Consider the following 21,317-nt stretch of genomic DNA (forward strand, 5'->3'; position numbering starts at 1 on the left):
AATATAACAGCAATATAACGGCAGGCCCTTACAGTTAAGGTAAGGTGGATACATCTTGATCTTCTGGCGGTTCCTTGGGAAGCAGTACCCAATTCCATACCTTAATTCTAAATTCATCGCATCTACGGTCGGCCCACGCGTCCGTGGCAAATTCCTCCCAAGGCATGCCCGCGTCTTGAGCTTGCTTTAGAACCATAGCTACGGCCCCGTCAATTGGATCTTCCGGTCGGTCGAACGCGATGAGGCATATCACCCTAAAATCACGTGTAGGCCAATCGCCGAGACCCAGTTTGTCAAAATCCTGACGAAGCGAATGCTTCTTTCCTCTGCCAGTCAGGTACGTAAGGTAGCCTGAATACTTGTAGACAGGAGGCTCGTTACAGTTGAACCAAGCTTTTGACGCCAGTTTCAACTCCCACCAAAGCTTCCTGTCATTCGAAAAATGAAAGACCAAATCACAGCTTCTTCCGCTTCCATTTCTTTCCGGGTAGGGAAATTCCCGTTCAACCTTCCACCCAACTGCCAAATATTTTTTCTGGATCAGCCATGCAAGAATGGTTTCTGCAGTGAGCTTCTTGCCGGTTTCTTGCAAAGCACGCTCGCAAAACTCGAACTTGACATTAGCCAAGCCAAGTTCAATATCGTTGTCCAAGGTATTGCATTCAACATCGATGTCTCTGATGCACGTCTGTACCCCTTCAAGAACCTCTCGGACTTGCTCGGCGATAGAATTGGGTTCGGAGTCGGTCATAAAGTCTCTCAGGAGAAGCCAGAGAACGTCCTGATATTCTAGCACTCCTCGATCTTCGCCGATGATACACGCCACAAAGTGGGCCAACGGTGTTAGGCTCACCTAACTGCTTTTCAGTTTTGCCAAAATCATTTGGAGAGGTTTTTCGGGAATTTATCTTTGATTCCCGGTTCTTGGCCGAAGGTAATTGGTCGTAAATTCAATTGATAGAAAGGTTTGCGTCATCGGTCTTTCCAGCCGTCTCATCGGTTTTGGCCGGTTGGGCGAGGTTTTCTTCGCGGGTCGGGGTGTTCAGTTTTGACCCTTAAAAGGGGCGTTTTGAGGCTGTTTTTGGTCGAAACCGCGTCAAAAATGGCGTTATTTTGTTCAAAATAAGGGTTTTTGACCTCTGTTTTGACCTGATTTTGCCTCGAAAAGAGGGTTTTTGAACGTGTTTTGGCTTCAAAATGGGATCGGAAACGGACTTGTAAACGGTTGCAAGAGGATGAACTAAAGCGGCCGGGAAACTCTTTGCACCTTGCCTCCGCTCCTGATATTCTGATCCTCACCCCCGCGACTCGATCCAAGACGAGTCCCCGACAATTTTGTGCCGAGAGGCCAGTTCACATGGCGATGTTTCGTGACCATCACACCAGCCGTCGGGAGTTTCTGCGGCTCGGGGCCTTGGGCGTCGGCGGGTTGACGTTGGCCGATGTGCTGCGGTTGCGGGCGCAGGGGCCGACGACGAAGAAGACGCGGGCGGTCATCATGGTTTGTCTGGCCGGGGGGCCGAGCCATCTGGACATGTATGACTTGAAACCGGGGGCGCCGGACGAGATTCGCGGGGAGTTCAAGCCGGTCAGGACCGTCACGCCGGGGTTTGATATTTGCGAACATTTTCCCTTGCAAGCCAAGATCACGGACAAGCTGGCGCTGGTGCGGTCGCTTCAGTTTGTGGAGCCGATGCAGCATGAATTGGAGGAGGTTTACACCGGGTTTCCCAAGTCGATGAAACGGCCTTCGTTCGGGGCGGTGGTCAGCCGGTTCAAGGGGGCGGGCGTTCGGGTTCCGTCGTATGTCAGCCTGGAGTACAGCACCGGCACGTCGAGCTATGAAAGCCCGCAATACGCCGGGGCGGCCCACCGGGCGTTGCACATTTCCGGCGGGGACGGCGTGCGAAATCTCGGGTTGCTCAACGGCATCTCGCGCGCCCGGCTGGACGACCGGCGCGGCCTGTTGCACGACTTCGACACCTATCGCCGGGAGCAGGACGCCCGCCGTGAAAGTCAGGACATGGACGCCCACACGGCCAAGGCGCTGGACATCATCACGGCTCCCCGTGTCCGCGATGCCTTTGACCTGAGCCGCGAACCGGAGAAGGTGAAAGCCCGCTACGGGGACAAGGACGCCAAGTTCATCTACGCCGGCAAAGACGCCGACTCGTTCTGGTACGGGCACAACTTCCTGCTGGCCCGCCGACTGGTGGAGGCCGGTGTCCCCGTGGTGACGCTGCGGGCCGGGTTGTGGGACCATCACGGCAACGTCATCCAGCAAGTCGGCGGAAAAAGCATCTGGCACAGTCTCAAGAGCGCCCTGCCGTTGCTCGACCAGTCAGTTCACGCCTTGGTGACCGACCTGCATGATCGCGGCCTGAGCGACGAAGTGCTGGTGCTGATCTGGGGGGAGTTTGGCCGCACGCCGAAGATCTCGCAGACGGGCCGCGACCACTGGCCGGACGCCAGCTTCGCCCTCTTCGCCGGAGCCGGTTGCCACGGCCAGGTGATCGGCGAGACCGACAGCCGGGGCGAACGCCCGAAGAGCCGTCCCCTCGGCCCGCAAAACGTGTTGGGGACAATCTACCACACCCTCGGCATCGACTACCGCCAAACCCTGACCGATTTCTCCGGCCGCCCGATCCAATTGCTGGACGACGGAGAGCCGATTGCGGAATTGGTCGGGTGACAGTTCCGGTTTTCGCCTCCAAGGGGGCGAAAACAATCAACGTGGTTTAAGGCGAACGAAGGGTGAGGAATGGCGTGCCAGGAAGATTGGCCGCCGTCCGTCAGCCCGCCTGAACGAGGCCCTTGGTCGCGGAAACACTTGCCCCGCCGTGGGTGACCCGGTTCCGGCCGGATTCCTTGGAGCGGTACAGAGCCGCGTCCGCTTTCTGAAGCAATTGGTTGGGGTCCCACATCTCCTGCGTCACGGACGCGGCGCCGATGCTCAGCGTCACGGGGCGTTGCGGCCAGTCCCCCCCGGCGACGGCCCGGCGGAAGCGTTCGGCCAGCACCATCGCCCCGCCCTGGTCCGTGTCCGGCAGCAGCACCACGAATTCCTCGCCGCCGTAACGGGCCAGAATGTCTGTCCCGCGACAGGTCGCGGCCAGAAGTTTCGCCACCGATTTCAACACTTCGTCCCCGGCCGGGTGGCCGAAGGAGTCGTTGAACTTTTTGAAGTGGTCCACGTCCATGATTAACAAGGACAACGCCCGGCCATAGCGGACGGCCCGCTCAAATTCCTCGGCAAAGCGATTTTGGAACAACGCCCGGTTGTTAATGCCTGTCAGGCCGTCCGTCGTGGCCAGCGCGCGAAGCCGGGTGTTAGCCGCCTCCAGTTCGCGTTGATACTCCGTCATCAGGTTTTCGAGGTTTTTCTTCTCGGTCACATCCCGGAAAATGGTCCGCGAGGCAAACGGCTGGCCATCCTTGAAGATGAAGTGAAAATCCACCTCGACCGACAGCGTCGCACCGGTTTTGGTGATGAGCTTCCCGTCGACGTTTCGGAATTTTTCCCCCGTGATCGCCCGCTGAAACATCTGCTTCGCACGCGGCTGTTCGTCCGGGTGGACAATCTGCGACAGGTTCAGCGCCGCGGCTTCCTCTTGGGTATAGCCGAGCTTTTCCCGCCATGAGCGGTTGGCATAAATCAGTTTGCCATTCACATCGACGCTTTGCACCAGTTCCTGCATGCTGTCGAACAAGTCGCGGTAACGTCCCTCGCTCTCCCGGATGGCCTCGTCGGCGGCCTGTCGGGCGGCGGACGCGGCCTTGAGTTCGGCCACCTGTCGGCGCAAAACAAACTGAGCCATCACCTGCCGGGCGAGGGCCTCCAAGTCGGCCTTTTGTTCGGGCGTGAATTCACGCGGAATCATGTCAACCACGCAAAGCGTGCCGAGGTTGAAACCGTCCGGCGTCGTCAGTTGCGCGCCGGCATAAAACCGGATGTCCGGCGCGCCGGTGACAAGCGGATTGTCGCAAAAGCGGGGGTCTTTGGTCGCGTCCGGCACGATCACCGTTTCGTGTTCCAAAATGGTGTGCGTGCAAAACGCCACGTCGAGGGGCGTTTCGGAGGCATCAAGGCCCACTTTGGATTTGAACCATTGCCGGTGGCCGTCAATCAGACTTACCACCGTGATCGGGGTGTTGCACAACCGGGCCGCCAGACGGGTGATGTCGTCGTAGGCCTGCTCAGCTTCGGAATCCAAGATGTCGAAGCTATAGAGGGCTTGCAGGCGGGCGGCTTCGTTGGGAGGGACCGGCGCGACCATCCAATGTCTCCGAATCGATCTCTGTCGGGGATTTGTTCTCCCGCAAGCCTTCGGGTGCGGCCTGTGAACTCAGGGAAAACCATGACAAGACTAGCTCATGGCTGACGGGATGCAATTGGGAACAGATGAATCAACAAGTGATTGAAAAGAAGAATTCAGGCGGGCGCAATATCCCATCAACATCAGCCGATCCGTTTTCGCACCGCCATAATTTCACCGGCGAGATGTTGGCGGGCGGCCTCGTCGGTCACCCAAACAAGCCGGTCGTGCAAGCGGTTCAACTGCTCGCGAAGGCGGGCCAGTTCGGCAAGGCTGGCGTTCGGGGCGGCCCGTCCGCCGAGTTCGGCCAGTTCTTTCGCCAGCGCCTCCGGGTCAACCCGTTCGGGCACCACCGCCTGGACGTGGGGTTTGTCGGCCGGGTTTTCCCGCAAGGCTCCCAGCACCAGCGAGTGCAACGGGGCGATTTGTTCCTCGCGGTCCCAGACATGGCGAAACACCCACAAATCCGAGGCATTCGCGGCGGCCCGGCCGCTCAACACCGCCGAGGCGGCCACCAGCTTCAGCGCCTTCACCGCCCGGCGATCCGAGAAGCCGACGCCGAGATCGCGCACGCGAAACACCATCTCCGCATATTGCTCCCGAACATCGTCCAAATCCACGTCCATCACCCGGATTGACAACCGGCGAAGATCCTCGGCCGTCAGCCGGACTTCGTTCATGGTCGCGGCCACATGATGTTCCAACGCCCACCCGGCCTCCAGCAACCGGGGCATCGACTCGCGGGGCAGGGCATCCACCTTGCAGCGCAACAGGAAACGATCAAACAGGGCGCCGAGGGCGTCGTCCTCGGGCAAATGGTTCGACGCGGAAAAGAGCGAGAGCAACGGCAGCCGCAGCGTTTCCCGCCCCCGGCGAAAGAGGCGTTCGTTCAGCACCGTGAGCAGGTTGTTCAGAATGGCTGAATTGGCGTTGAAGAGTTCATCCAAAAACGCAAACTCGGCCTCCGGGAGCATCCCGTCGGTCACGGTGGCGACCAACCCCTCCCGCAACTTGATGAGGTCGATGGGGCCGAACACTTCGTTGGGTTCGGAAAACCGCGTGAGCAGATACTCGAAATACCGCCCGTCCACAGCTTGCGCAAACGCCCGGATCACCGCCGACTTGGCCGTCCCCGGCGGGCCGTACAAGAACAAATGTTCACCGGCGACAATGGCCAGCGCGATCAGGTCGATGACCTCCGCCCGCCCGACAAACCGGGCCTTGAGTGGGTCGGTGACCTGCTTGCGAAGCATCGAGGCTGTTTGATCGGGATGCAAGGGAGGCACCTTGGGTGAATGGGCCAAAGTCAACCTCACCCCCCGACCCCCTCTCCTAAAAGAGAGGGGGAGCAAGAGGGCGCATATCCTCATTCAATAACGTCCGGTCTTCGATGGCCGGTTTGGTTCCCCCTCTCTTTTAGGAGAGGGGGTTAGGGGGTGAGGTTGTCTTTGGCCCATTCATTTCCGTTCATACGCCGCCCGGTAAATCGGGCGGCCTTCGATGCGGAATTTTCGCTCGAAGTTGGTCAGGTAGTCCATGTGGTGTTGCGGTTCGTTCGGGGCGGGGGGCGGGAGTTCGGTGTATAGCTCCGGCAGGGACCGCATCAATTCCATCATCACGCCGAAATATTCCTCCACATCCGTGACGATGTGAAAGCGACCCCCCACGCGGAGAACTTTGGCCACGGAGCGGGTGAATTCTTCGTTAAACACCCGGCGCTTTTTGTGCTTGGCTTTCCACCACGGGTCCGGGAAATAGATGTGGACGGCCGCGACGGAACCGGGGGTGATGCGGTCCCGCAGGATCGCGCCGCCGTCGCCGCAGGCGACCCGGACGTTCATGATGCCGGCTTCCCGCAGGCGAATGGCCGCGAAAAGCTGATACTTGCGGATGATCTCGACGCCGAAGAAATTCGTGTCTGGCCGGGCGGCGCCGCTGGTGCGCAAGAACAAGCCCTTGCCGAAACCAATCTCCACCTCGACGGGTTGATCATTGCCGAAAAGCTCGTTCCAGACAATGGGCGGGCCGGTTTGGCCTCGAGGCACATCCGGGAGGACATGTGGGGCCAGCAATTCAAGAGGGACAATTCGGGTGCGTGCCACGGAGCATCTTCTTCAGGCGTTGTTGGCTTCGGTCATCACGTTGCGGCCGGGGATCGGCACGCCGATCACCTCGCAATTGAATGCCAAGTTTCCGTTCACGAAACCTTGGGACTCGAAGATGGTCTGACGACGATCCACGCGAATCCCCTTGGCGGCGATCACCAACCGGTCCCCCGGCCGGACCGCACCGCGAAAGCGGGCTTTGTCGATGCCGCCCAAGCCAAGGAGGCTGCCGAGCATGACTTTGTTCACGACCGCGTAATAACATAACAACTGCGCGGCCGCCTCGCACATGATGACGCCGGGCAGAATTGGGTAATTCGGGAAGTGGCCGCGCACCCAGAATTCATCCTCGCGCACGTCCTTGAAGCCGACGATCAATTGCTGGCTGTTGTCGATACTCAGCACGCCGTTGAGATGCAGCATCTCAAAGCGGTGCGGGATGATCCGGCGAACTTCGTCTTCGTCCGCCATCACGGGAATGTTGTCGTATTTGGCGGGGTCGATCAACAGCGGGGGAGGCATTCAATCCATCCGAAGGTTCAGGAAATCATGTCCAACAACTGGCTCAGTTCGGTGAGCATCGCGTCCGGGCGGTATTGCGGATCTTTCAATTGCTCCCCGGTGGCCGAGAGGGAGGCCCGGTCTCCGGCGAAGAGAGCCGTTTTCATACCCCATTTCTTAGCAGGTCCGATGTCCCTCGTCAGGCTGGAACCAACATGAAGTGTTTCGGAAGCTTCGATTCCGGCCTCCCCAAGCGTTTCGAGCGCCGCCTGAAACATCGTGTCCGACGGCTTGCGGGCGTTCAGGGAATGGGACAACAACCGCCGCGAGGCCGGGACGAGATGGTCAAGCACGGTGCCTTCCCGCTGCTTCGCCAGCCCGCGGGCCAATTGCGTGGGAGTGAAACACTGGCCGTCCCCGAGCAGGCCGAGGCTGATGTGCCGCCCGGCCAGTTCGGCCATCGTCTCGGCCGCGCAGGGGTAACAGCCGGTCCCCTGCAAACTGGCGTGGAAGAAATACGCCACCTTCTTGGAATAATCGTTGAGAGAGCCGTAAAAGGTGGCGTCGAACTTGTAATCCTTTTGGAAGAGTTTCTTGATGATCGATTCCCAAACCTTCTCGGCGAGAATCTCCGGATACTTTTCCCCGGCCGACGGCATCAGGCGAAGTTCGGCGACCACCTTGCGGTAGACTTCCTTCATGTATTCCGAGGGCTGGCCGGGTTTCCGGCTCATGGAGGCCCACATCTTAAATTCGTGGATGGTCTTTTCCAGCGCCACCCCGACGATGAACTCGTTCTCCAGATCAAACTTTAACTCCCCCTCGGGAATGGCCATCAACGTGCCGTAGACATTGAAAAGCACGGCCCGGACGCCCGACAGGTCCGGCAGGTGGGGTCTCACCTTCGGTGCGTCGACCATCGGCATGGCGGGCCACGGCAGGCCACGGCCATCCAGATGAGTCGCGTATTGATCGAGCGTCAGCGGCATCGGCCGGTTCCGTTCCCGAATAGTGAAGGCGGAGTGAAGTAGTGTAACGTACCAATCACTCGCGCCCGGCGTCAAGGGTTGGTCGTTCAAAAGAAGGATGGGGCGTGGGCGGCCCGGCTTTGTTATCTTCCCCCGTTGTTCGCCAGAACGTCATCGGATAGGATAATTACCTTCCTTCACACATTGGGCCGAGACCATGAATCCGCTTTCCAGCCTAATCCTCGCGGCCGGCTTGCTTGGGGCTCCGGCGGAAGCACCGCAGTCGCCCGATCCCAAACTGCTGGATCTCGTCCGGCAGCTCGGCCACAAATCATACAAGGTGAGGGAAACGGCCGCTCGCGATTTGTTGAAGCGGGGTTCCGAGGCCGTCGTCGCGCTGAACGTCGGGACCAAGGACACCGACCCGGAAGTGGCCGAGCGCTGCAAGCAACTGCTGCCGGTGGCGGCCGCCACGGAGCGGAATGAAAAGTTGTCCCGGTTGCTCAAAGATCCCGCCGGGCCGCTTCCCAAGGGACTCGCCGGGCTGGAAGAGTTCATCAAAATCGCCGGGGACGACAAGACCAACCGCGAAATCTACGCGGAGATGATGGGCGTGCACTATCAACTCATCGAAGCGCTGGAGAAAGACCCCAAAACCGCCGCCCGGTTGATGAATGATTTCACCAACGAAGCCTACGACCGCTGGCAGCAAGGCGCCCGCACCGGTCGATATTCCTACGACAATATCCTCGCGGACCGCGGTCAGGTGGCCATGTTTTTGTTTGCCCGCGGAGACAAGCGGTTTGCGGACGACGCCCAGCAAAACGGCCGGGCCGGCATGTTGGTGAATTCCACCAAATTGAAGAACTTCGTGACCGGGCCGGAGGAACTTCCCGGCATGAAAAAGCTCTTCCTGCACTGGATGGAACACGAAAAGCAACCCTACATCACCACGCGGGCCTTCCAGATTGCCGCCGACGCGAAGATGAAGGAAGCCCTGCCGGTGGTGATGAAGGTGATCGCGGACAAGAACCAGCCCGTCCACAACCGGGCGCAGGTGATGCTGACCCTCGCCAAGCTCGGCACGAAGGAAAACCTCAAGGACATCGAACCGTTTCTGGCGGACAAGACAAACATCGGCACGATCAATTTCGGCAATGGCCAGCCACTGACCGCCCAACTCCAGGATGTGGCGATGGGTGTTTGCGTTCAACTGTGCGGCCAGAAGCTCGCCGACTTCGGTTTTGAAACCGGCCGATTCGGTGGGGGAATCCCGAACTCTTACTACTACTACGGCTTCCCCGATGACAAAACGCGGGATGCCGCCCACGCCAAGTGGAAGGAATTCGCCGCCAAACCGATGACGCCTGAAAAGAAGGAAACGCCGACGGAGAAGAAAGAAGAGACGCCTCAGAAGAAGGCAGTGCCGCAGAATCAGTGAGCCGGAACGGCGGCGCCGCCGGGCATATGACCGGGGTTGGTTGTTGGTTTCATTGAGTGTTTTTGCCCCCGCCGAAGAGACCCCCTTCAACTCCCCCTTGCCAAGGGGGAGAGGAAATCCGGTCGCCGCCAATACAGCCAGCCTTGGAAGAGAGACCGGTTTTGCTCTCCCCCTTGGCAAGGGGGAGCTGGAGGGGGTCTCTTCCGCAATGACTGCCTCCATGGCCAAAAGTTAACAACCAATCCAAGCTATGTGCTTGGGCTTTTGCCGAACGGATTCCCCCTCTCATCAAGAGGCAAGCCCGATGAACACGGCCATCCTCTTCCTCTCGCTGATCCTGCTTGCCCCGCCCGAACCCCCGTCAACGCCTGCCCCCCGCCTCACGGAACTGGTCCGGCAACTCGGCCATCGGGATTTCAAAACCCGCGAAACCGCCGCCCGCGATTTGCTCAAGGCCGGGGATGACGCCATCACCGTCTTGAACGCGGGCGTGAAGAACACCGACCCGGAAATCGCCCAACGGTGCCGACAACTTCTGCCGGTCATCTTCGCCGCCGGCCGCCAGGAAAAACTGACACGACTACTCAAAGAACCACTCGGCCCGCTTCCGAAAGGGCTGGCCGGACTGGAGCGGTTTATCGACATCACCGGAGACGGCAGGGAAACCCGAAAGCTCTACGCGGAGATGATGACGGAACATCATGCCATCATTGAGGCGTTTGAAACGGACCCGGAGACGGCCGCCCGGTTGATGGACGAGTTTTACCAGAAGGAATTTGAGCGATGGCAGGCGGCGGCCGAGGTGAGTCTGGCCGATGTGGCAAAGCTTCCGTCCGTCCCCGGCCGGGCGGCTCTGTTCCTGTTTGTTCGCGGTGACAGTCGGCATGTTGATCGTCGCAAGGGGGCCTTGAAGGGTTATCAACTGTTGAAAGCCATCAAATTGAGATCGGCCGTCACCGGGCCGGAGGAAATTCCCGGAATCAAAAAGCTCTTCCTTCGCTGGATGCAGAATGAGAAGCGAAGCGAGTTCGTCTATCAGTCCTTCGTGGTGGTCCGGGACGCGAAACTGAAGGAAGCCGCGCCCGAAGTCATCATGTTTGCCGCCCGGCGGGAGTGGCCGGAAGAATCACGGGCCGATGTGCTGGACATTCTGGCGAAAATCGGGTCAAAGGAGCATGTGAGGGATCTAAAGCCGTTGTTGACCGACACAACTTCCATCGGGACATGCACCGCCGAGGATGGCCGGGAGCTGGAGGTTCAATTCCGGGATGTGGCCTTGGGCGTCTCCCTGCTGCTCGCCGGTGAGAAACTCACAGACTACGAGTACGCCAACTTCGGCCTGCGAAACGGATTGCCCGTCTCCTCCCTTGGCTATTGCTTCCCGGACGACAAGGCGAGACAATCGGCGTTTGCCAAGTGGAAGGACTTCACCTCGAAACCCGTGAACAAGAGCCAGGCCCCATGAACACGGCTGTTCTTCTTCTGGCGCTGGCGCCTCTTATCCAGCCATCGCCGCCCGATCCCCGCCTCACGGAATTAGTCCGGCAACTCGGCCACCGGGATTTCAAAACCCGCGAGGCCGCCGCGAGTGAACTGGTCAAGGTCGGTGCCGGAGCTATTCCGGCTTTGAACATGGGGCTGAAAGACATCGACCCGGAGATTGCCGGAAGATGTGGCCGAATATTGCCCAAGGTTCTTTCCGAAAATCGAAACAGGCTCTTGAGGCAATTGACCGACAATCCCGGCAATCCATTGCCCGAAGGGCTGGCCGGCTTGAAGCGATTCATTGCCATCACCGGGGACAACAAAGGAAGCCGTCAGTTATATGCGGCAATGATGACAGAACACCACGCGATCATCGAAGCGATGGAGGCCGATCCCAAATCTGCCGGTCGACTGTGGGTTCAATTTTGCCAAAGCACGAATGATCGATGGTGGAGCGAAAAACTCAGCGGTCGTGACGGGTTGAACGCTTCGACTCCCGTGCCCTTGGCGCTGTTGTTCTTCCTTCGCGGAGACAAGCGATTCACGGATGATCCCGAGAGCCAAATCTCAAGTTTTGATAAGAATCGACTATTTGAGATTTTTGACTTTCATGGCTGGCTTAAAAAAGCGGACGTGCTGCCAGAAATCAAAAAGCTATTTCTGGCATGGATGGAAGGCGAACGACAAACAGGCTTCCTTTGGCGGGGATTCTTGACCATTGATGTGCAAAAAATGAAGGAAGCCGTTCCCTCTCTTCTTAAAATCGCCGCCGAGAAAGACCGGAAGGAAGCGTCCTCAAGGGCTTGGGCGTTATGCCTGTTGGTGAAACTTAGCGACAAACAGCACCTCAAGGACGTGGAGTCGTATCTGACTGACGAGTCAGTTGTTTCCCAAACCCTTGGATCGAACGGTAAAACGCTGACGCTTCAATTCCGGGATGTGGCTTTGGGAATGGCCATCCAGCTTCACGGGTTTGAACAAAATGCCTTTGGCCACGGGCCGCCCGGCTACTCGTCTGGAATAACTATTTCGCCAGTATCCAATTACTACTTCCAAAACGACAAGGCGAGAGACGCCGCTTTCGCCAAGTGGAAAGAATTCATCTCGAAACCCGAGAACAAGAGGCAAGAACCATGAACACGGCCATCCTGTTTCTGGCGTTGGTTCCGCTTGCCCCGGACCCGGATATTCGGGTTAAAAAAGAGATTGACGAGCTGATTGCGAAGCTCGGCCACCCGGATTATAAACTCCGGGAACAGGCCGCAAAACGGCTCATGGAGATCGGGCCGGTGGCCTCGGAGGCGATCAAGGCCGGGCAGATGTCGTCCGATATCGAGATCGGCGAGCGTTGCAAAAAACTGTATCCGCTACTATGGACGCTGGGGTTGGAGAAGCGGCTTCAGAAATTTGTCAACGCCGAGGGGAACAAGGATTCCGAAGAATTGCCGTTGGTGAAAAAATGGCTGGACATCGTCGGCGGCACAAAGGCCAGCCGGGAATTGTACGCCAACATGGTCCGCGCCCATTCGGACAAACTCAAGACCGTGGAGGAGCAACCGGACCGGGGGCCGACCGTGCTCGCGGAGTTCGCCAAGTTGGTGTATGTGCGCAGCACCGGAGCGTCGGCCGTCAAAGCCACCTCGTTGCTTGGCGAACAGGATGTCTCCTTGTTCATGTTCTTGGGGGCCGTCGGCGAGGTTCGCCGGACCACCCTACCGGGGATGAGCTCCACGTATTACTACCAGTTCCTGAATTCCGAATGGCTGACCAAATCCCTCGACGCAGAAACGCCCTCCAAAGAAGTTCGCACCCTGTTTGCCCGCTGGCTGGAAAAAGAACGCTACAGCATTGTGATCCGGCGTTCCATCGAACTGGCCGGCCAGCATAAGGTGACGGAGTGCATCCCCGTCGTGCTGAAGATCGCGGGGGACACCAACACGACGCCGTTCGTGCGGGCCGCCGCTTTGCTCGGCTTTTCCAAACTTGGCACGAAGGACAATCTGAAGGATCTGGAGCCGTTCTTAAACGACACGCTTCATCTGGCCAACGTGACTGTCAACGGCGTCAGCACCAAAGTGCAAATGGGAGATGTCGCCTTGGGCACGGCCCTGCTTCTCACCGGCCAATCCCCCAAGGAATTCGGCTTCGAGCGGGAACCCCCCACCATTGGCACGCTCACCTCCTACACCTATTACGGCTTCTCCAGCGACGAAAAACGAGAAGCCGCCCACCAGAAGTGGAAGGACTGGGCGAAGGTGAATTTGAAGAAGTAGGGTTTAGGGTTTAGGGTTTGGCAGAAACGCAAGGGGTCTGTCCCATCGTTAGACAAGACAGACCCCTTACGTTTTGGACTTTCCAAACCCTAAACCCTAAACCCTAAACCCTAACTTCGCACAGGCAGCGGGTAGCTCAGGATTTCCATGAGCAAATCCGTTTGCGACGCTTGGGACAGCAGCGGAATCACGTTCGGCAACGAGTAGTAGTCCCCGCGGAACTCGAACACGTTGTACGGCACGTTCATCTGCTTGCACGCCGCTTCCAGTTGCTCCGTCGCCTGGCCGACTTTCACAATCGTGACCGTTGGCTTCAGGCCCGTGGCCGCGACGTAGTTCTGGTAGGCGGCCGAGAACAACGGCGAGCCGTTTTCCCCTTCGTCCGTGACGAACAGGAACTGCTCGACGCGCTGCTTCTGCTTCGCCATCCATTCGATGGCGACCCCGCAGGACGTGCCGCCGCCGGCCTTGATCCCGAGGAGAGCCTTCTCCCAATCGGTCACCATCTTGCCTTTCGGCTCAATCGGGTACGCGATGTTGTCGAAGGCATACGCAAACAGCTCCGCCTCGCACACGGCCGAGACAAGAGCCCCAAGCTGCTTGCCGACTTCCAGGGCCACTTCCATGCTCCCGGACTTGTCGAGCAGCAACGCCGTGGACCGCGTGATCTTGCCTTTCGACTTGATCTGGCTGTCCGTGACGTCCGTGAGGCTTTTCGCCAGTTCCGGCGACACATCGGCCGCCTTCGCGGCGACGCTCGCCTTGTACGCGGACACCCGGCCGTCCGTCTTGGCCTCGCCAAGCTTTCGCTCGATCAGGGCCTTCAGGTCGGCGTTGTCCGTCGCCCCCCGGCGGCGCAGGGAGCCGACATTGTTAATCAACTCCTGCGGCGTCATCCGGTCGATCAGGGCCGCCAGAACCGTCGGCGTGACCTGCTTCAACACGGAGACGGCGACGCGATACGGAATCCCGTGTTCGACGATGGCCTTCGCTTGCGCCGTCGGGTTCTCGGCCTTCGCCAGGATTTTCAACGCAAACAACCGGCTGTCCGACGGCGGCTCCTCGTTGAAGAGAACCTTCTGCGCCCGCTCGCCCGGCTTGACGTGCAGCAGAGCGTACAACCGCTTGACGGCCTTGCGAGCCGTCAGCACCGTGCTGTCGAACCATTCGGCGTCGGCCTCCCGCTCCCGCAGGTAGCGCGCCACTTCCGTGCGCAGCGATCGCGGGACGTTGCGGAACAAGCCGAATTCCTCCACGACCGGTGACGGCGCTTCCCCGGCCATGACGACCGCCTTGCGGCTCTTCTTGCGCCCGCTGATGAAGTCGACGACCCGGCCGACCTGATACGGCGGCAGATCGCGCAACAGCGCCAGCCCGACATCCCGGTGCCCCGGAAACTCGCTCGTCGCCAGCGAAACAACAAACATCTCGCGGTGGTCGCGCACGTCCCCCTTGTCCGCGTACCACGCGGCCAGCCGGACATAGAACCGCGGGTCTTGGCGGCTCAGTTCGTCGTGAATGCCCCACAGGGCTTCCAGCTTGCGGTGCGGCGTCGTCAACAACGTGTTGAGCATGGCCAGCCGCAGGTCTCGTTCATTGTTCGTCATTGTCATGCTCCTTTCCTTGAGCAGATTGTTGCCTTTGGCAACGAGGGTTTAGGGTCTAGGGTTTAGGGTTTAGCAGCAAGAGCCCCACTGCGTGAGCGGTGGGGGTTGCTTCCCGAGTGTGACGGCCACCCCCACTGCTCACGCAGTGGGGCTCTTGGGTTCATTGGCGCGTGTTGCTGTCGGATTGCAAATTAACAATCCGCTCGAGACAATAAAAAACGCGGGATGCAATCCCGCGTAATAACACCTTGTCAATTCAGAGAATAAGAGAAGCGAGTTGGTTTTTCTAAACCCCAAACCCTAATTAAAAACATTGTCTTCCGCACAAGTCACACGAGCGGGTCTTTAATGCCAGTTCCAAGACTGGTGCCTTTAGCCGCTCGGCCAAACCTGTTTTTCAACAGGCTACAGGATTCGAACCTGTGATTGTGTGTACGCTCATGCCGTTGGGTGCGGAAGACAAATTTCCTCATTCAGACGGCGGGATTCGGAATGCCGGCTCCGGAGACAAATCACCCGCTGTTACCGGGGATTATCAGCCAGATCCGATGGCAAACATTCCGAATCCGGCCATCCGAATTCAATATTAATCCGTCCAAGTCGCGAGAGCTATTTAAAACTTTTCGTTGCTCTGCCAACTGAGCTACCGCCAGGTCTAATCTGGCGGGAAGGACTCGAACCTTCGACCTACGCCTTATGGAGGGTTGTTTGTAAGCTCTCGCTGTTGGGGACGGATGTTTCTTTGGGGAAGTAGTTCGGGAACGTAGGTCAGGCTTTCTAGCCTGACAGGTCTGTCAGGCTAGAAAGTTTGACCTACGTTCGGCCAATCACTTCTAAATGACAAACCCATCCGAGTTTGCCGGGCTTTTTTGGTTAACAATATCGGAATCGCACCGATAACTTTCAGTTCCAAGACTGACGCTCTCCTATTGAGCTAATTGTTTGTAAGCCCGACGGGTTGGGGATGGATTGTTCCCGTTGTTCTCCTGTTTTGTTGTTTCGTGTTGGGTGGTGTACACGAAAGAGGAGAGGGAAGAGCCTGCGTGGTTCGCGGAGAATTGTCAAAAAAATTCGGTCAGGCGATTGGCTGCATCATGGACTTCGTGAGCAAAGCCAGCCGGTCGGAGACTTCGTGCATCACCGGGCGGTCGCCGGGGTGAAGGGCGGTCATGCCGTCCAGCAGGGGGACCAGCTCCCCCGGCCATTCGCCGGTCCATTCACCCAAGGAGGCGGCCGGTTCGTCGCGGTGGCGAATCATCGTTTCTTCCGATGATCCCTCGCGGTAAGGGAGTTCCCCGGTGAGCAATTCATAGAGGGTGACGCCCAAGCCGTACACATCGGCGGCGAAGTCGTCCGTCGGCGGGCCGGCGCACAACTCCGGGGCGATGTAGTTGGCCGTTCCCAACACACAGCCCTCTTCCAGCAGGGCCGTGTTTTCGCCGGGGCGGTGGGCGAAGCCGAAGTCGAGCAGTTTCGCCCGTCTTCCGGCGACGAGATGGACGTTCTCCGGTTTCACATCCCCGTGAACGAAGCCGTGCCGGTGCATATGCCCGAGGGCCTCGGCCACCTGATGGGCGAAGCAAAGCGTCGTGGGGACGGGCAACAGCCGCCGCCGGATGGCTTGCCGAAGGGAAACGCCGGTGAGTTGCTCCATCACCAGATGGCGACTCCCGGCCCGGTCGGTTTTGGCGGCGACGATTCGCACCAGATGCGGGTGGCACAACGCCAGTCCGATCAGGGCCTCGCGTTCAAACAACCGGCGGTTGGTCGCGTCGAGTTCGGCTTCCCGCTTCAAAACCTTCACGGCCCACGCCTGCCGAAGCGATTCGTCCGTCGCGGCGTAGACATCGCTGGTGGGGCCGCCGCCGAGGCGTTGATGCAGGACATAACCGGGCAAACGGAGTCGCGGTCCGTGCATGTGAACTGGCCTTCCGGGAGGTTGCGAACGAAAACCTCCCAACCGTACCGCGCCCCGGCGGGCTGACCAATCAACCACTTCCGGAATGGCGGTCCCATGAGGATATGGCGGCCGCGCAACCGGCGCAAGCGGAATTTTCCGCGCTTTTGTCCGGTCAAAAACTCTGACATTTTGACGTATGATGAGAGAGTGCCCGATTGTAACAAGACGGTTGAACATGAATCATCGGATGGGTCGGGGCGTCGAACACCACGGAGGAAATTTCATGCGAACCATTCTCGCTCTCTCGTTTTCACTTGCGCTCGCCCCCCTCGGCCTCGCCGGGGACTGGCCGTTGCATCGCGGCAACGCGACCCAAACCGGCGTTTCCACCGAGAAACTGCCGGTCAAGCTCTCCGTCCTGTGGGAATACAAAACCAAGGACGTGATGGAATCGACGCCGATCATCGTTGACGGAATCGTCTACGTCGGCGGGTATGATTCCAACCTGTGCGCCATCGACCTGAAATCGGGCGTGTTGAAGTGGAAGTCGAAGCTCGGCCTCATCAAGGCCCCGGCGGCCTATTCCAAGGGGAAGGTGTATGTCGGCGACGCGGACGGCAAGTTCTATTGCGTGGACGCATCCAACGGGGCCGTTCTCTGGAAGTTCGAGGCTGACGGGGAAATCACCGCCGCCCCGAATTTCGCCGGGGACACCGTGCTAATCCCCTCCCACGACGCCAGCCTGTATTGCCTGGACATGGCGACCGGCAAAAAAATGTGGGAGTTCAAAACGGAAGGGCCGATCTATGGCGGCGTCGCCGTGGCCGACGGCAAAACCTATGTCGCCGGATGCGACAGCCAGATGCACTCTATCGACGTAAAAACCGGCAAGCCCCTCGGCAGCATCGACCTCAAAGGCCAGTCCGGCTCGGCGGCGACCGTGGACGGGGACACGCTCTATCTCGGCACGATGTCCAACCAAGTGCTGGCCATCGACTTGAAGAAATTGAAGATCATTTGGGAGTTCGAGGCCCCGAAGCGACGGCAGGGCTTTTACGGCTCGGCCGCCCTCACGGATAATCTGGTGCTGATCGGCAGCCGGGATTCCAAGATGTGGGCCATCGACCGCAAGACCGGCAAATCAAGCTGGGACTTCCTGACGGAAAACCGCGTGGACTCCTCGGCCGTCGTCGTCAACGGCATCGCCTATTTCGGCTCGTTCGACAAGAAGTTTTACAGCGTCGAAGTGGCGACCGGCAAAAAGCTGGATGATATCGACGTGGACGGGGCGATCATCGGCTCCCCGGCCGTGGCCGATGGTTGCATCGTCATCACCACGGAAAAGGGAACAGTGTATTGCCTTGGGGCGAAGAAATAATCAGCGGAACGAACGTGAAAAAGGCGTGAGCCGGCCGGACCTGTCATCGGTCCGGCCGGCTCACGCCTTTTTCACGTTGTCAAACAAATCACTCCGGGTCGTTCGAGTAACCATCGGCGCGAGACGCCAGTTTCATCAGGGCGGTCAGGCTGATGGAACTCTTCAGGGTGCGAACCGAACCATCCCCCAGGCCCACGTTGCAGACACCCGTGTGGAAAGAATACAATTCCCCCTGATTCCACACATTGACGGTGACAACACCCGCCGTCACATGGGCGGCTGTGGACACTTTCCCGGCGGGCTTAACCCCTGCGGTCACGGGCGATTGAACGCCGCTGCACACAATGTTGTTACTCCCTTGGGCCCACGGTCCCCCGAGAAAACCCAACGACGGCGAATCGGAATACCGTTTGCCCATCGACCAGCCCTCCTGCCGGGCCGAACATTCGCCGGTCATCAACGTGTTACTCAATCCATCGGTGATGGCTGAAAAAGCCGTGCGTTGGTTGACCGTCAGAACCGAGTTGATCCCGTCCGTGCCGGGGTAGTTAAGCGACAAGGCCGTCCAGACGGCCGCGTTGTTGTTGGCCCGCGTGACCGCCATATAGTCCCCGACGGCCGGGAAGAAAGTGCCGCCGGCGGTATAGGAGTTGGGATTGACGGTTCGGGGGGCGGGATTCGACGGGCATTCGTAGGTGGGGATGCGAACGCTGGAAGAGGGTTGGTTGGCGGGATCATCCCAGTTCAAATGGAAGTTATACCCGCCCGCCGAGGCCGTCAGCACGTTGGCCTGTTCGATGTACGGCAGCATGATGGAGAGAAAGCTGTGATTGGAGTATTTGCCGCCGCCGCCGGTGAGAAGGAAGTCGTCCAACCCCGGCAGATAGGTGGTGCTACTGGTGTTCATCGCCGCCGGGGGGAGCGAGCCGAACGTCCCTTCGTAATTGTGGGCGGCCAGCCCGATTTGTTTCAGGTTGTTGGAGCATTTCATCCGGTTGGCAGCCTCCCGGATCTTCTGCACGGCCGGCAGAAGCAGGCCGATGAGGATGGCGATGATGGCAATTACCACCAACAATTCGATCAGCGTAAACGCGCGACGACCCAAACTCTTCATGGAGAGTCTCCTGGGAAGAAAAAAATAAGATCAAGATTGACGATCGGGGGAGAAACCGACGTTTAAAGAGCGAATGGGCCTAAAATCAGATGTCTATATTGTTAGCAAGAGATGAAGAATAGGGGAAGGGATTTCAGACATTCTTCGCATAGTCTGACGAAATAAACCTCGTTTCGATCCTTGAAATTCGGCCGGAACAACGTTCAGCGTTGAAGTTCCAGCTTGTATTCGGCCTGCCCCTTTTTGATTTCCAATTCCAGTTTGCCCTGAACCAGATTGCCGTACTTCGGGGGAATCGGCCGGTTCGGCTGGCTGGCGATCGCTTTCGACGCCTTCGCTTGAAGTTGGGGATCGTCTCCGCGCAACTCGTCGGCGACCGGAGCCTCGGCAATCGTCACGCGGTTGAGGCCGACACAGGCTCCCGGCTTCCCCCCGCAGGTGAGCTTGACGACACCGCTGGCATCCGTGATTCCCGTGGAGGTGGCGCTCGGGCCGTAAGCCGTGTCAGCCGGGGTGAACGTCACTTGGGCGTTTGGCAATGGCTTGCCGCCGAGTGTGACCGTCACGTTCGCCTCGGTGACTTCCGGGGAGCGGTGGCCCGAACCGTCACCGCATCCGGTCATCATCCCGGAGGCAACCAGCATGGCCAGCAAGAGATTGCGCGACATGGAAAAACACCATGAGGGAGAGTGTGAGGGATGCCGCCGGGGGGTGACCAAAGATCAACGATTTAATTGAAGGTTGTACTCTTTGCGATCCGGGGTGACCGTCATGGTCAGCGGTGATTGGGCGAGATTGCCGTAGGCCGGCGGGATCGGCCGGTTCTTCAACCCGGCCATGAATTTGTTCGCCTTCATCTGGGCGGCGGCAGACATCCCCCGCGCGTCGTCGGGCATCGGCCCTTCGCTGACCGTGATCTTGTTTTCGACGGCGCATGCGCCCGACTGGCCAAGCACCTTCAACTCAAAATGGCCGCTTTCGTCGGTGATGGCCGAGGCGATGTATTCGCCGCCGAATCCCTGAATCATGGGGACGAAGCGAACTTCGGCCCCGGCGAGGGGTTTGCCATTGAGGGTGACCGTCCCCTCGGCGGGGACGATGGCCGGGGGGGAGTTGGAACACCCCCCCACCAGCGTCAGCAGGGCCAGAAGACTTGTCGGCATCAACGCCAGTCGCGTCATGAGCGTTCTCCGGACGGGCCACCAGAAGGAGCAATTCCGCAGGGAAAACATCAAGGCGTCGTGACCACCTGGCCGTCGTTCGGCCGGGCCAGCAGTTGCAGCATCGGCAGGTCGCCGGCGCTGGTCAGCTTGACGAACCGCACCGAGCCGTCGCAGAAGACCATGTTGGCGCCGCCGGTGTGGCCGCTGCCGAAGGTGTTGGTGCGATCGTCCGTGATGGATTGGGTGACGGTCGTGCCGGGGGGAATCGTGTAGTTAATCGGCGTGACCGTTCCGCCGAGGCAGTCCTGGCCGGAGCTATAGTTCGACCAAGCCCAGCCGCGAAGGTTCGTCAGGCCGGCATAGAGATTGTCCTTGGCGTACCGTTCCCCGAGCATGAAGGTGTTGGAGGTGCCGTCTGTGATCGACGCGATGCTGGACTTGCTGTTCACCTGAAACACCCCGTCAAACGTGGCGCTGGTGATGTACCAGGCGCGGGTTCCGGCGTTGGCGACATAGCTGTTCACGCCAAAGTAATAGGTGTTGCCGCCGGTCGTGTAAGTGATGACGGTGGCCGGCACATAGTCGGACGGGCAGATGAGCGTGTTGATCACTTGGGCGCCGATGGCCGTCTGGCTGCCGGCGTTGCCGTATTGATTCACGGAGAAATTGTAGTTCTTTTGGACGTTGTCCTGCTCGATGTACGGCAGGATGTAGGCAATCCACGAACCCCATTGGTTCGGGAACGGCGGGTCGGTGATTTTGCCGGAGGTGTACAGGGCGTTGGAGGTGAACACCATCCCGGTGCCGCTGCCGACGGGCACGTTCAGGCCGGGGGCGAAGAAGCTGTTCGTTCCCTCGAAGTTGTGCATGGCCAACCCGAGTTGCTTCAGGTTGTTCGAGCACTTCATCCGATTGGCCGCTTCGCGGATCTTTTGCACGGCGGGCAACAACAATCCGATCAGAATGGCGATGATCGCAATCACCACCAGCAACTCGATGAGCGTGAACCCACGCCGATTGAAATTCTTCACGGAACATCTCCGGGGTAAGGATGAAGATCGCAATT

18 protein-coding genes and 1 tRNA gene are annotated in these 21,317 nt (G+C 59.0%); 6 read left to right on the top strand and 13 right to left on the bottom strand.

The annotated features are described in order from the left end of the window. Positions 1–34: 34 nt before the first annotated feature. Positions 35–796 (bottom strand): hypothetical protein, encoded by a 762-nt coding sequence (locus BGIM_RS0111845; protein WP_157368908.1) that lies wholly within the window; start codon positions 794–796, stop codon positions 35–37. A gap of 561 nt (positions 797–1,357) precedes the next feature. Here BGIM_RS0111845 and BGIM_RS0111850 point away from each other — a divergent pair. Then, positions 1,358–2,692, top strand: coding sequence for a DUF1501 domain-containing protein (locus BGIM_RS0111850; protein WP_020469991.1), 1,335 nt, complete (start codon positions 1,358–1,360; stop codon positions 2,690–2,692). 100 nt (positions 2,693–2,792) lie between these two features. Here the strand turns inward: BGIM_RS0111850 and BGIM_RS0111855 are convergent, their stop codons facing one another. The 5 genes from BGIM_RS0111855 to BGIM_RS0111875 form a co-directional block, all read right to left on the bottom strand. Then, positions 2,793–4,277, bottom strand: coding sequence for a sensor domain-containing diguanylate cyclase (locus BGIM_RS0111855; RefSeq protein WP_020469992.1), 1,485 nt, complete (start codon positions 4,275–4,277; stop codon positions 2,793–2,795). A 182-nt stretch (positions 4,278–4,459) separates the two neighbouring features. Further along, complete coding sequence (locus BGIM_RS0111860; RefSeq protein ID WP_202947251.1) at positions 4,460–5,632, bottom strand: AAA family ATPase; 1,173 nt, start codon at positions 5,630–5,632, stop codon at positions 4,460–4,462. A gap of 141 nt (positions 5,633–5,773) precedes the next feature. After that, positions 5,774–6,418 (bottom strand): tRNA (guanosine(46)-N7)-methyltransferase TrmB, encoded by a 645-nt coding sequence (gene trmB / locus BGIM_RS0111865; protein ID WP_020469994.1) that lies wholly within the window; start codon positions 6,416–6,418, stop codon positions 5,774–5,776. Between the two features lie 12 nt (positions 6,419–6,430). Next, positions 6,431–6,943 carry a 3-hydroxyacyl-ACP dehydratase FabZ family protein gene (locus BGIM_RS0111870; RefSeq protein WP_020469995.1) on the bottom strand — a complete coding sequence of 171 codons (513 nt, stop codon included), beginning with the start codon at positions 6,941–6,943 and terminating at the stop codon, positions 6,431–6,433. Positions 6,944–6,960: 17 nt separating this feature from the next. Then, entirely contained in the window at positions 6,961–7,911 is a 951-nt protein-coding gene (locus BGIM_RS0111875) for an HAD family hydrolase (protein ID WP_020469996.1), read from the bottom strand. 196 nt (positions 7,912–8,107) lie between these two features. On the opposite strand from BGIM_RS0111875, the gene BGIM_RS0111880 reads away from it, so the two are divergent. The 4 genes from BGIM_RS0111880 to BGIM_RS0111895 all read left to right on the top strand — a co-directional run bounded on the left by BGIM_RS0111880 (position 8,108) and on the right by BGIM_RS0111895 (position 13,089). Beyond that, entirely contained in the window at positions 8,108–9,331 is a 1,224-nt protein-coding gene (locus BGIM_RS0111880) for a hypothetical protein (protein ID WP_020469997.1), read from the top strand. Between the two features lie 304 nt (positions 9,332–9,635). Then, entirely contained in the window at positions 9,636–10,796 is a 1,161-nt protein-coding gene (locus BGIM_RS0111885) for a hypothetical protein (protein ID WP_020469998.1), read from the top strand. Further along, on the top strand, positions 10,793–11,953 hold the full coding sequence (locus BGIM_RS0111890; RefSeq protein ID WP_020469999.1) for a hypothetical protein: 1,161 nt from the start codon (positions 10,793–10,795) through the stop codon (positions 11,951–11,953). The genes BGIM_RS0111885 and BGIM_RS0111890 overlap by 4 nt, the downstream gene beginning before the upstream one ends. Continuing rightward, complete coding sequence (locus BGIM_RS0111895) at positions 11,950–13,089, top strand: HEAT repeat domain-containing protein (protein WP_020470000.1); 1,140 nt, start codon at positions 11,950–11,952, stop codon at positions 13,087–13,089. The genes BGIM_RS0111890 and BGIM_RS0111895 overlap by 4 nt, the downstream gene beginning before the upstream one ends. Before the next feature lie 110 nt (positions 13,090–13,199). Here BGIM_RS0111895 and BGIM_RS0111900 read toward each other — a convergent pair whose 3' ends face one another. The 3 genes from BGIM_RS0111900 to BGIM_RS50000 form a co-directional block, all read right to left on the bottom strand. Next, positions 13,200–14,702: a hypothetical protein gene (locus BGIM_RS0111900; protein ID WP_020470001.1), complete on the bottom strand. Its 1,503-nt coding sequence runs from the start codon at positions 14,700–14,702 to the stop codon at positions 13,200–13,202. Between the two features lie 864 nt (positions 14,703–15,566). Then, positions 15,567–15,640: transfer RNA gene (locus BGIM_RS0111910), tRNA-OTHER, on the bottom strand. Between the two features lie 131 nt (positions 15,641–15,771). Next, positions 15,772–16,614, bottom strand: a complete 843-nt coding sequence (locus BGIM_RS50000; RefSeq protein WP_020470003.1) for a serine/threonine-protein kinase — start codon at positions 16,612–16,614, stop codon at positions 15,772–15,774. A 265-nt stretch (positions 16,615–16,879) separates the two neighbouring features. Between BGIM_RS50000 and BGIM_RS0111920 the strand changes: the two genes are divergently transcribed. Further along, positions 16,880–17,974 carry an outer membrane protein assembly factor BamB family protein gene (locus BGIM_RS0111920; RefSeq protein WP_020470004.1) on the top strand — a complete coding sequence of 365 codons (1,095 nt, stop codon included), beginning with the start codon at positions 16,880–16,882 and terminating at the stop codon, positions 17,972–17,974. 88 nt (positions 17,975–18,062) lie between these two features. Here BGIM_RS0111920 and BGIM_RS0111925 read toward each other — a convergent pair whose 3' ends face one another. The 4 genes from BGIM_RS0111925 to BGIM_RS50005 form a co-directional block, all read right to left on the bottom strand. After that, positions 18,063–19,088: a DUF1559 domain-containing protein gene (locus BGIM_RS0111925; protein ID WP_020470005.1), complete on the bottom strand. Its 1,026-nt coding sequence runs from the start codon at positions 19,086–19,088 to the stop codon at positions 18,063–18,065. Between the two features lie 203 nt (positions 19,089–19,291). Continuing rightward, positions 19,292–19,756 (bottom strand): hypothetical protein, encoded by a 465-nt coding sequence (locus tag BGIM_RS0111930; RefSeq protein ID WP_020470006.1) that lies wholly within the window; start codon positions 19,754–19,756, stop codon positions 19,292–19,294. Positions 19,757–19,810: 54 nt separating this feature from the next. After that, positions 19,811–20,269: a transthyretin-like family protein gene (locus BGIM_RS0111935; RefSeq protein ID WP_020470007.1), complete on the bottom strand. Its 459-nt coding sequence runs from the start codon at positions 20,267–20,269 to the stop codon at positions 19,811–19,813. A 50-nt stretch (positions 20,270–20,319) separates the two neighbouring features. Next, positions 20,320–21,282, bottom strand: a complete 963-nt coding sequence (locus BGIM_RS50005) for a DUF1559 domain-containing protein (RefSeq protein ID WP_020470008.1) — start codon at positions 21,280–21,282, stop codon at positions 20,320–20,322. Between the last annotated feature and the right edge of the window lie 35 nt (positions 21,283–21,317).

The sequence above is a fragment of the Zavarzinella formosa DSM 19928 genome, from assembly GCF_000255705.1.
In the GTDB taxonomy this organism is placed as follows: domain Bacteria; phylum Planctomycetota; class Planctomycetia; order Gemmatales; family Gemmataceae; genus Zavarzinella; species Zavarzinella formosa.

Coding starts and splice junctions, on each gene's coding strand:
- BGIM_RS0111850 (WP_020469991.1), top strand. CDS start 1,358: ATGGCGATGTTTCGTGACCATCACACCAGCCGTCGGGAGTTTCTGCGG.
- BGIM_RS0111855 (WP_020469992.1), bottom strand. CDS start 4,277: ATGGTCGCGCCGGTCCCTCCCAACGAAGCCGCCCGCCTGCAAGCCCTC.
- BGIM_RS0111870 (WP_020469995.1), bottom strand. CDS start 6,943: ATGCCTCCCCCGCTGTTGATCGACCCCGCCAAATACGACAACATTCCC.
- BGIM_RS0111875 (WP_020469996.1), bottom strand. CDS start 7,911: ATGCCGCTGACGCTCGATCAATACGCGACTCATCTGGATGGCCGTGGC.
- BGIM_RS0111880 (WP_020469997.1), top strand. CDS start 8,108: ATGAATCCGCTTTCCAGCCTAATCCTCGCGGCCGGCTTGCTTGGGGCT.
- BGIM_RS0111885 (WP_020469998.1), top strand. CDS start 9,636: ATGAACACGGCCATCCTCTTCCTCTCGCTGATCCTGCTTGCCCCGCCC.
- BGIM_RS0111890 (WP_020469999.1), top strand. CDS start 10,793: ATGAACACGGCTGTTCTTCTTCTGGCGCTGGCGCCTCTTATCCAGCCA.
- BGIM_RS0111895 (WP_020470000.1), top strand. CDS start 11,950: ATGAACACGGCCATCCTGTTTCTGGCGTTGGTTCCGCTTGCCCCGGAC.
- BGIM_RS0111900 (WP_020470001.1), bottom strand. CDS start 14,702: ATGACAATGACGAACAATGAACGAGACCTGCGGCTGGCCATGCTCAAC.
- BGIM_RS50000 (WP_020470003.1), bottom strand. CDS start 16,614: ATGCACGGACCGCGACTCCGTTTGCCCGGTTATGTCCTGCATCAACGC.
- BGIM_RS0111920 (WP_020470004.1), top strand. CDS start 16,880: ATGCGAACCATTCTCGCTCTCTCGTTTTCACTTGCGCTCGCCCCCCTC.
- BGIM_RS0111925 (WP_020470005.1), bottom strand. CDS start 19,088: ATGAAGAGTTTGGGTCGTCGCGCGTTTACGCTGATCGAATTGTTGGTG.
- BGIM_RS0111930 (WP_020470006.1), bottom strand. CDS start 19,756: ATGTCGCGCAATCTCTTGCTGGCCATGCTGGTTGCCTCCGGGATGATG.
- BGIM_RS0111935 (WP_020470007.1), bottom strand. CDS start 20,269: ATGACGCGACTGGCGTTGATGCCGACAAGTCTTCTGGCCCTGCTGACG.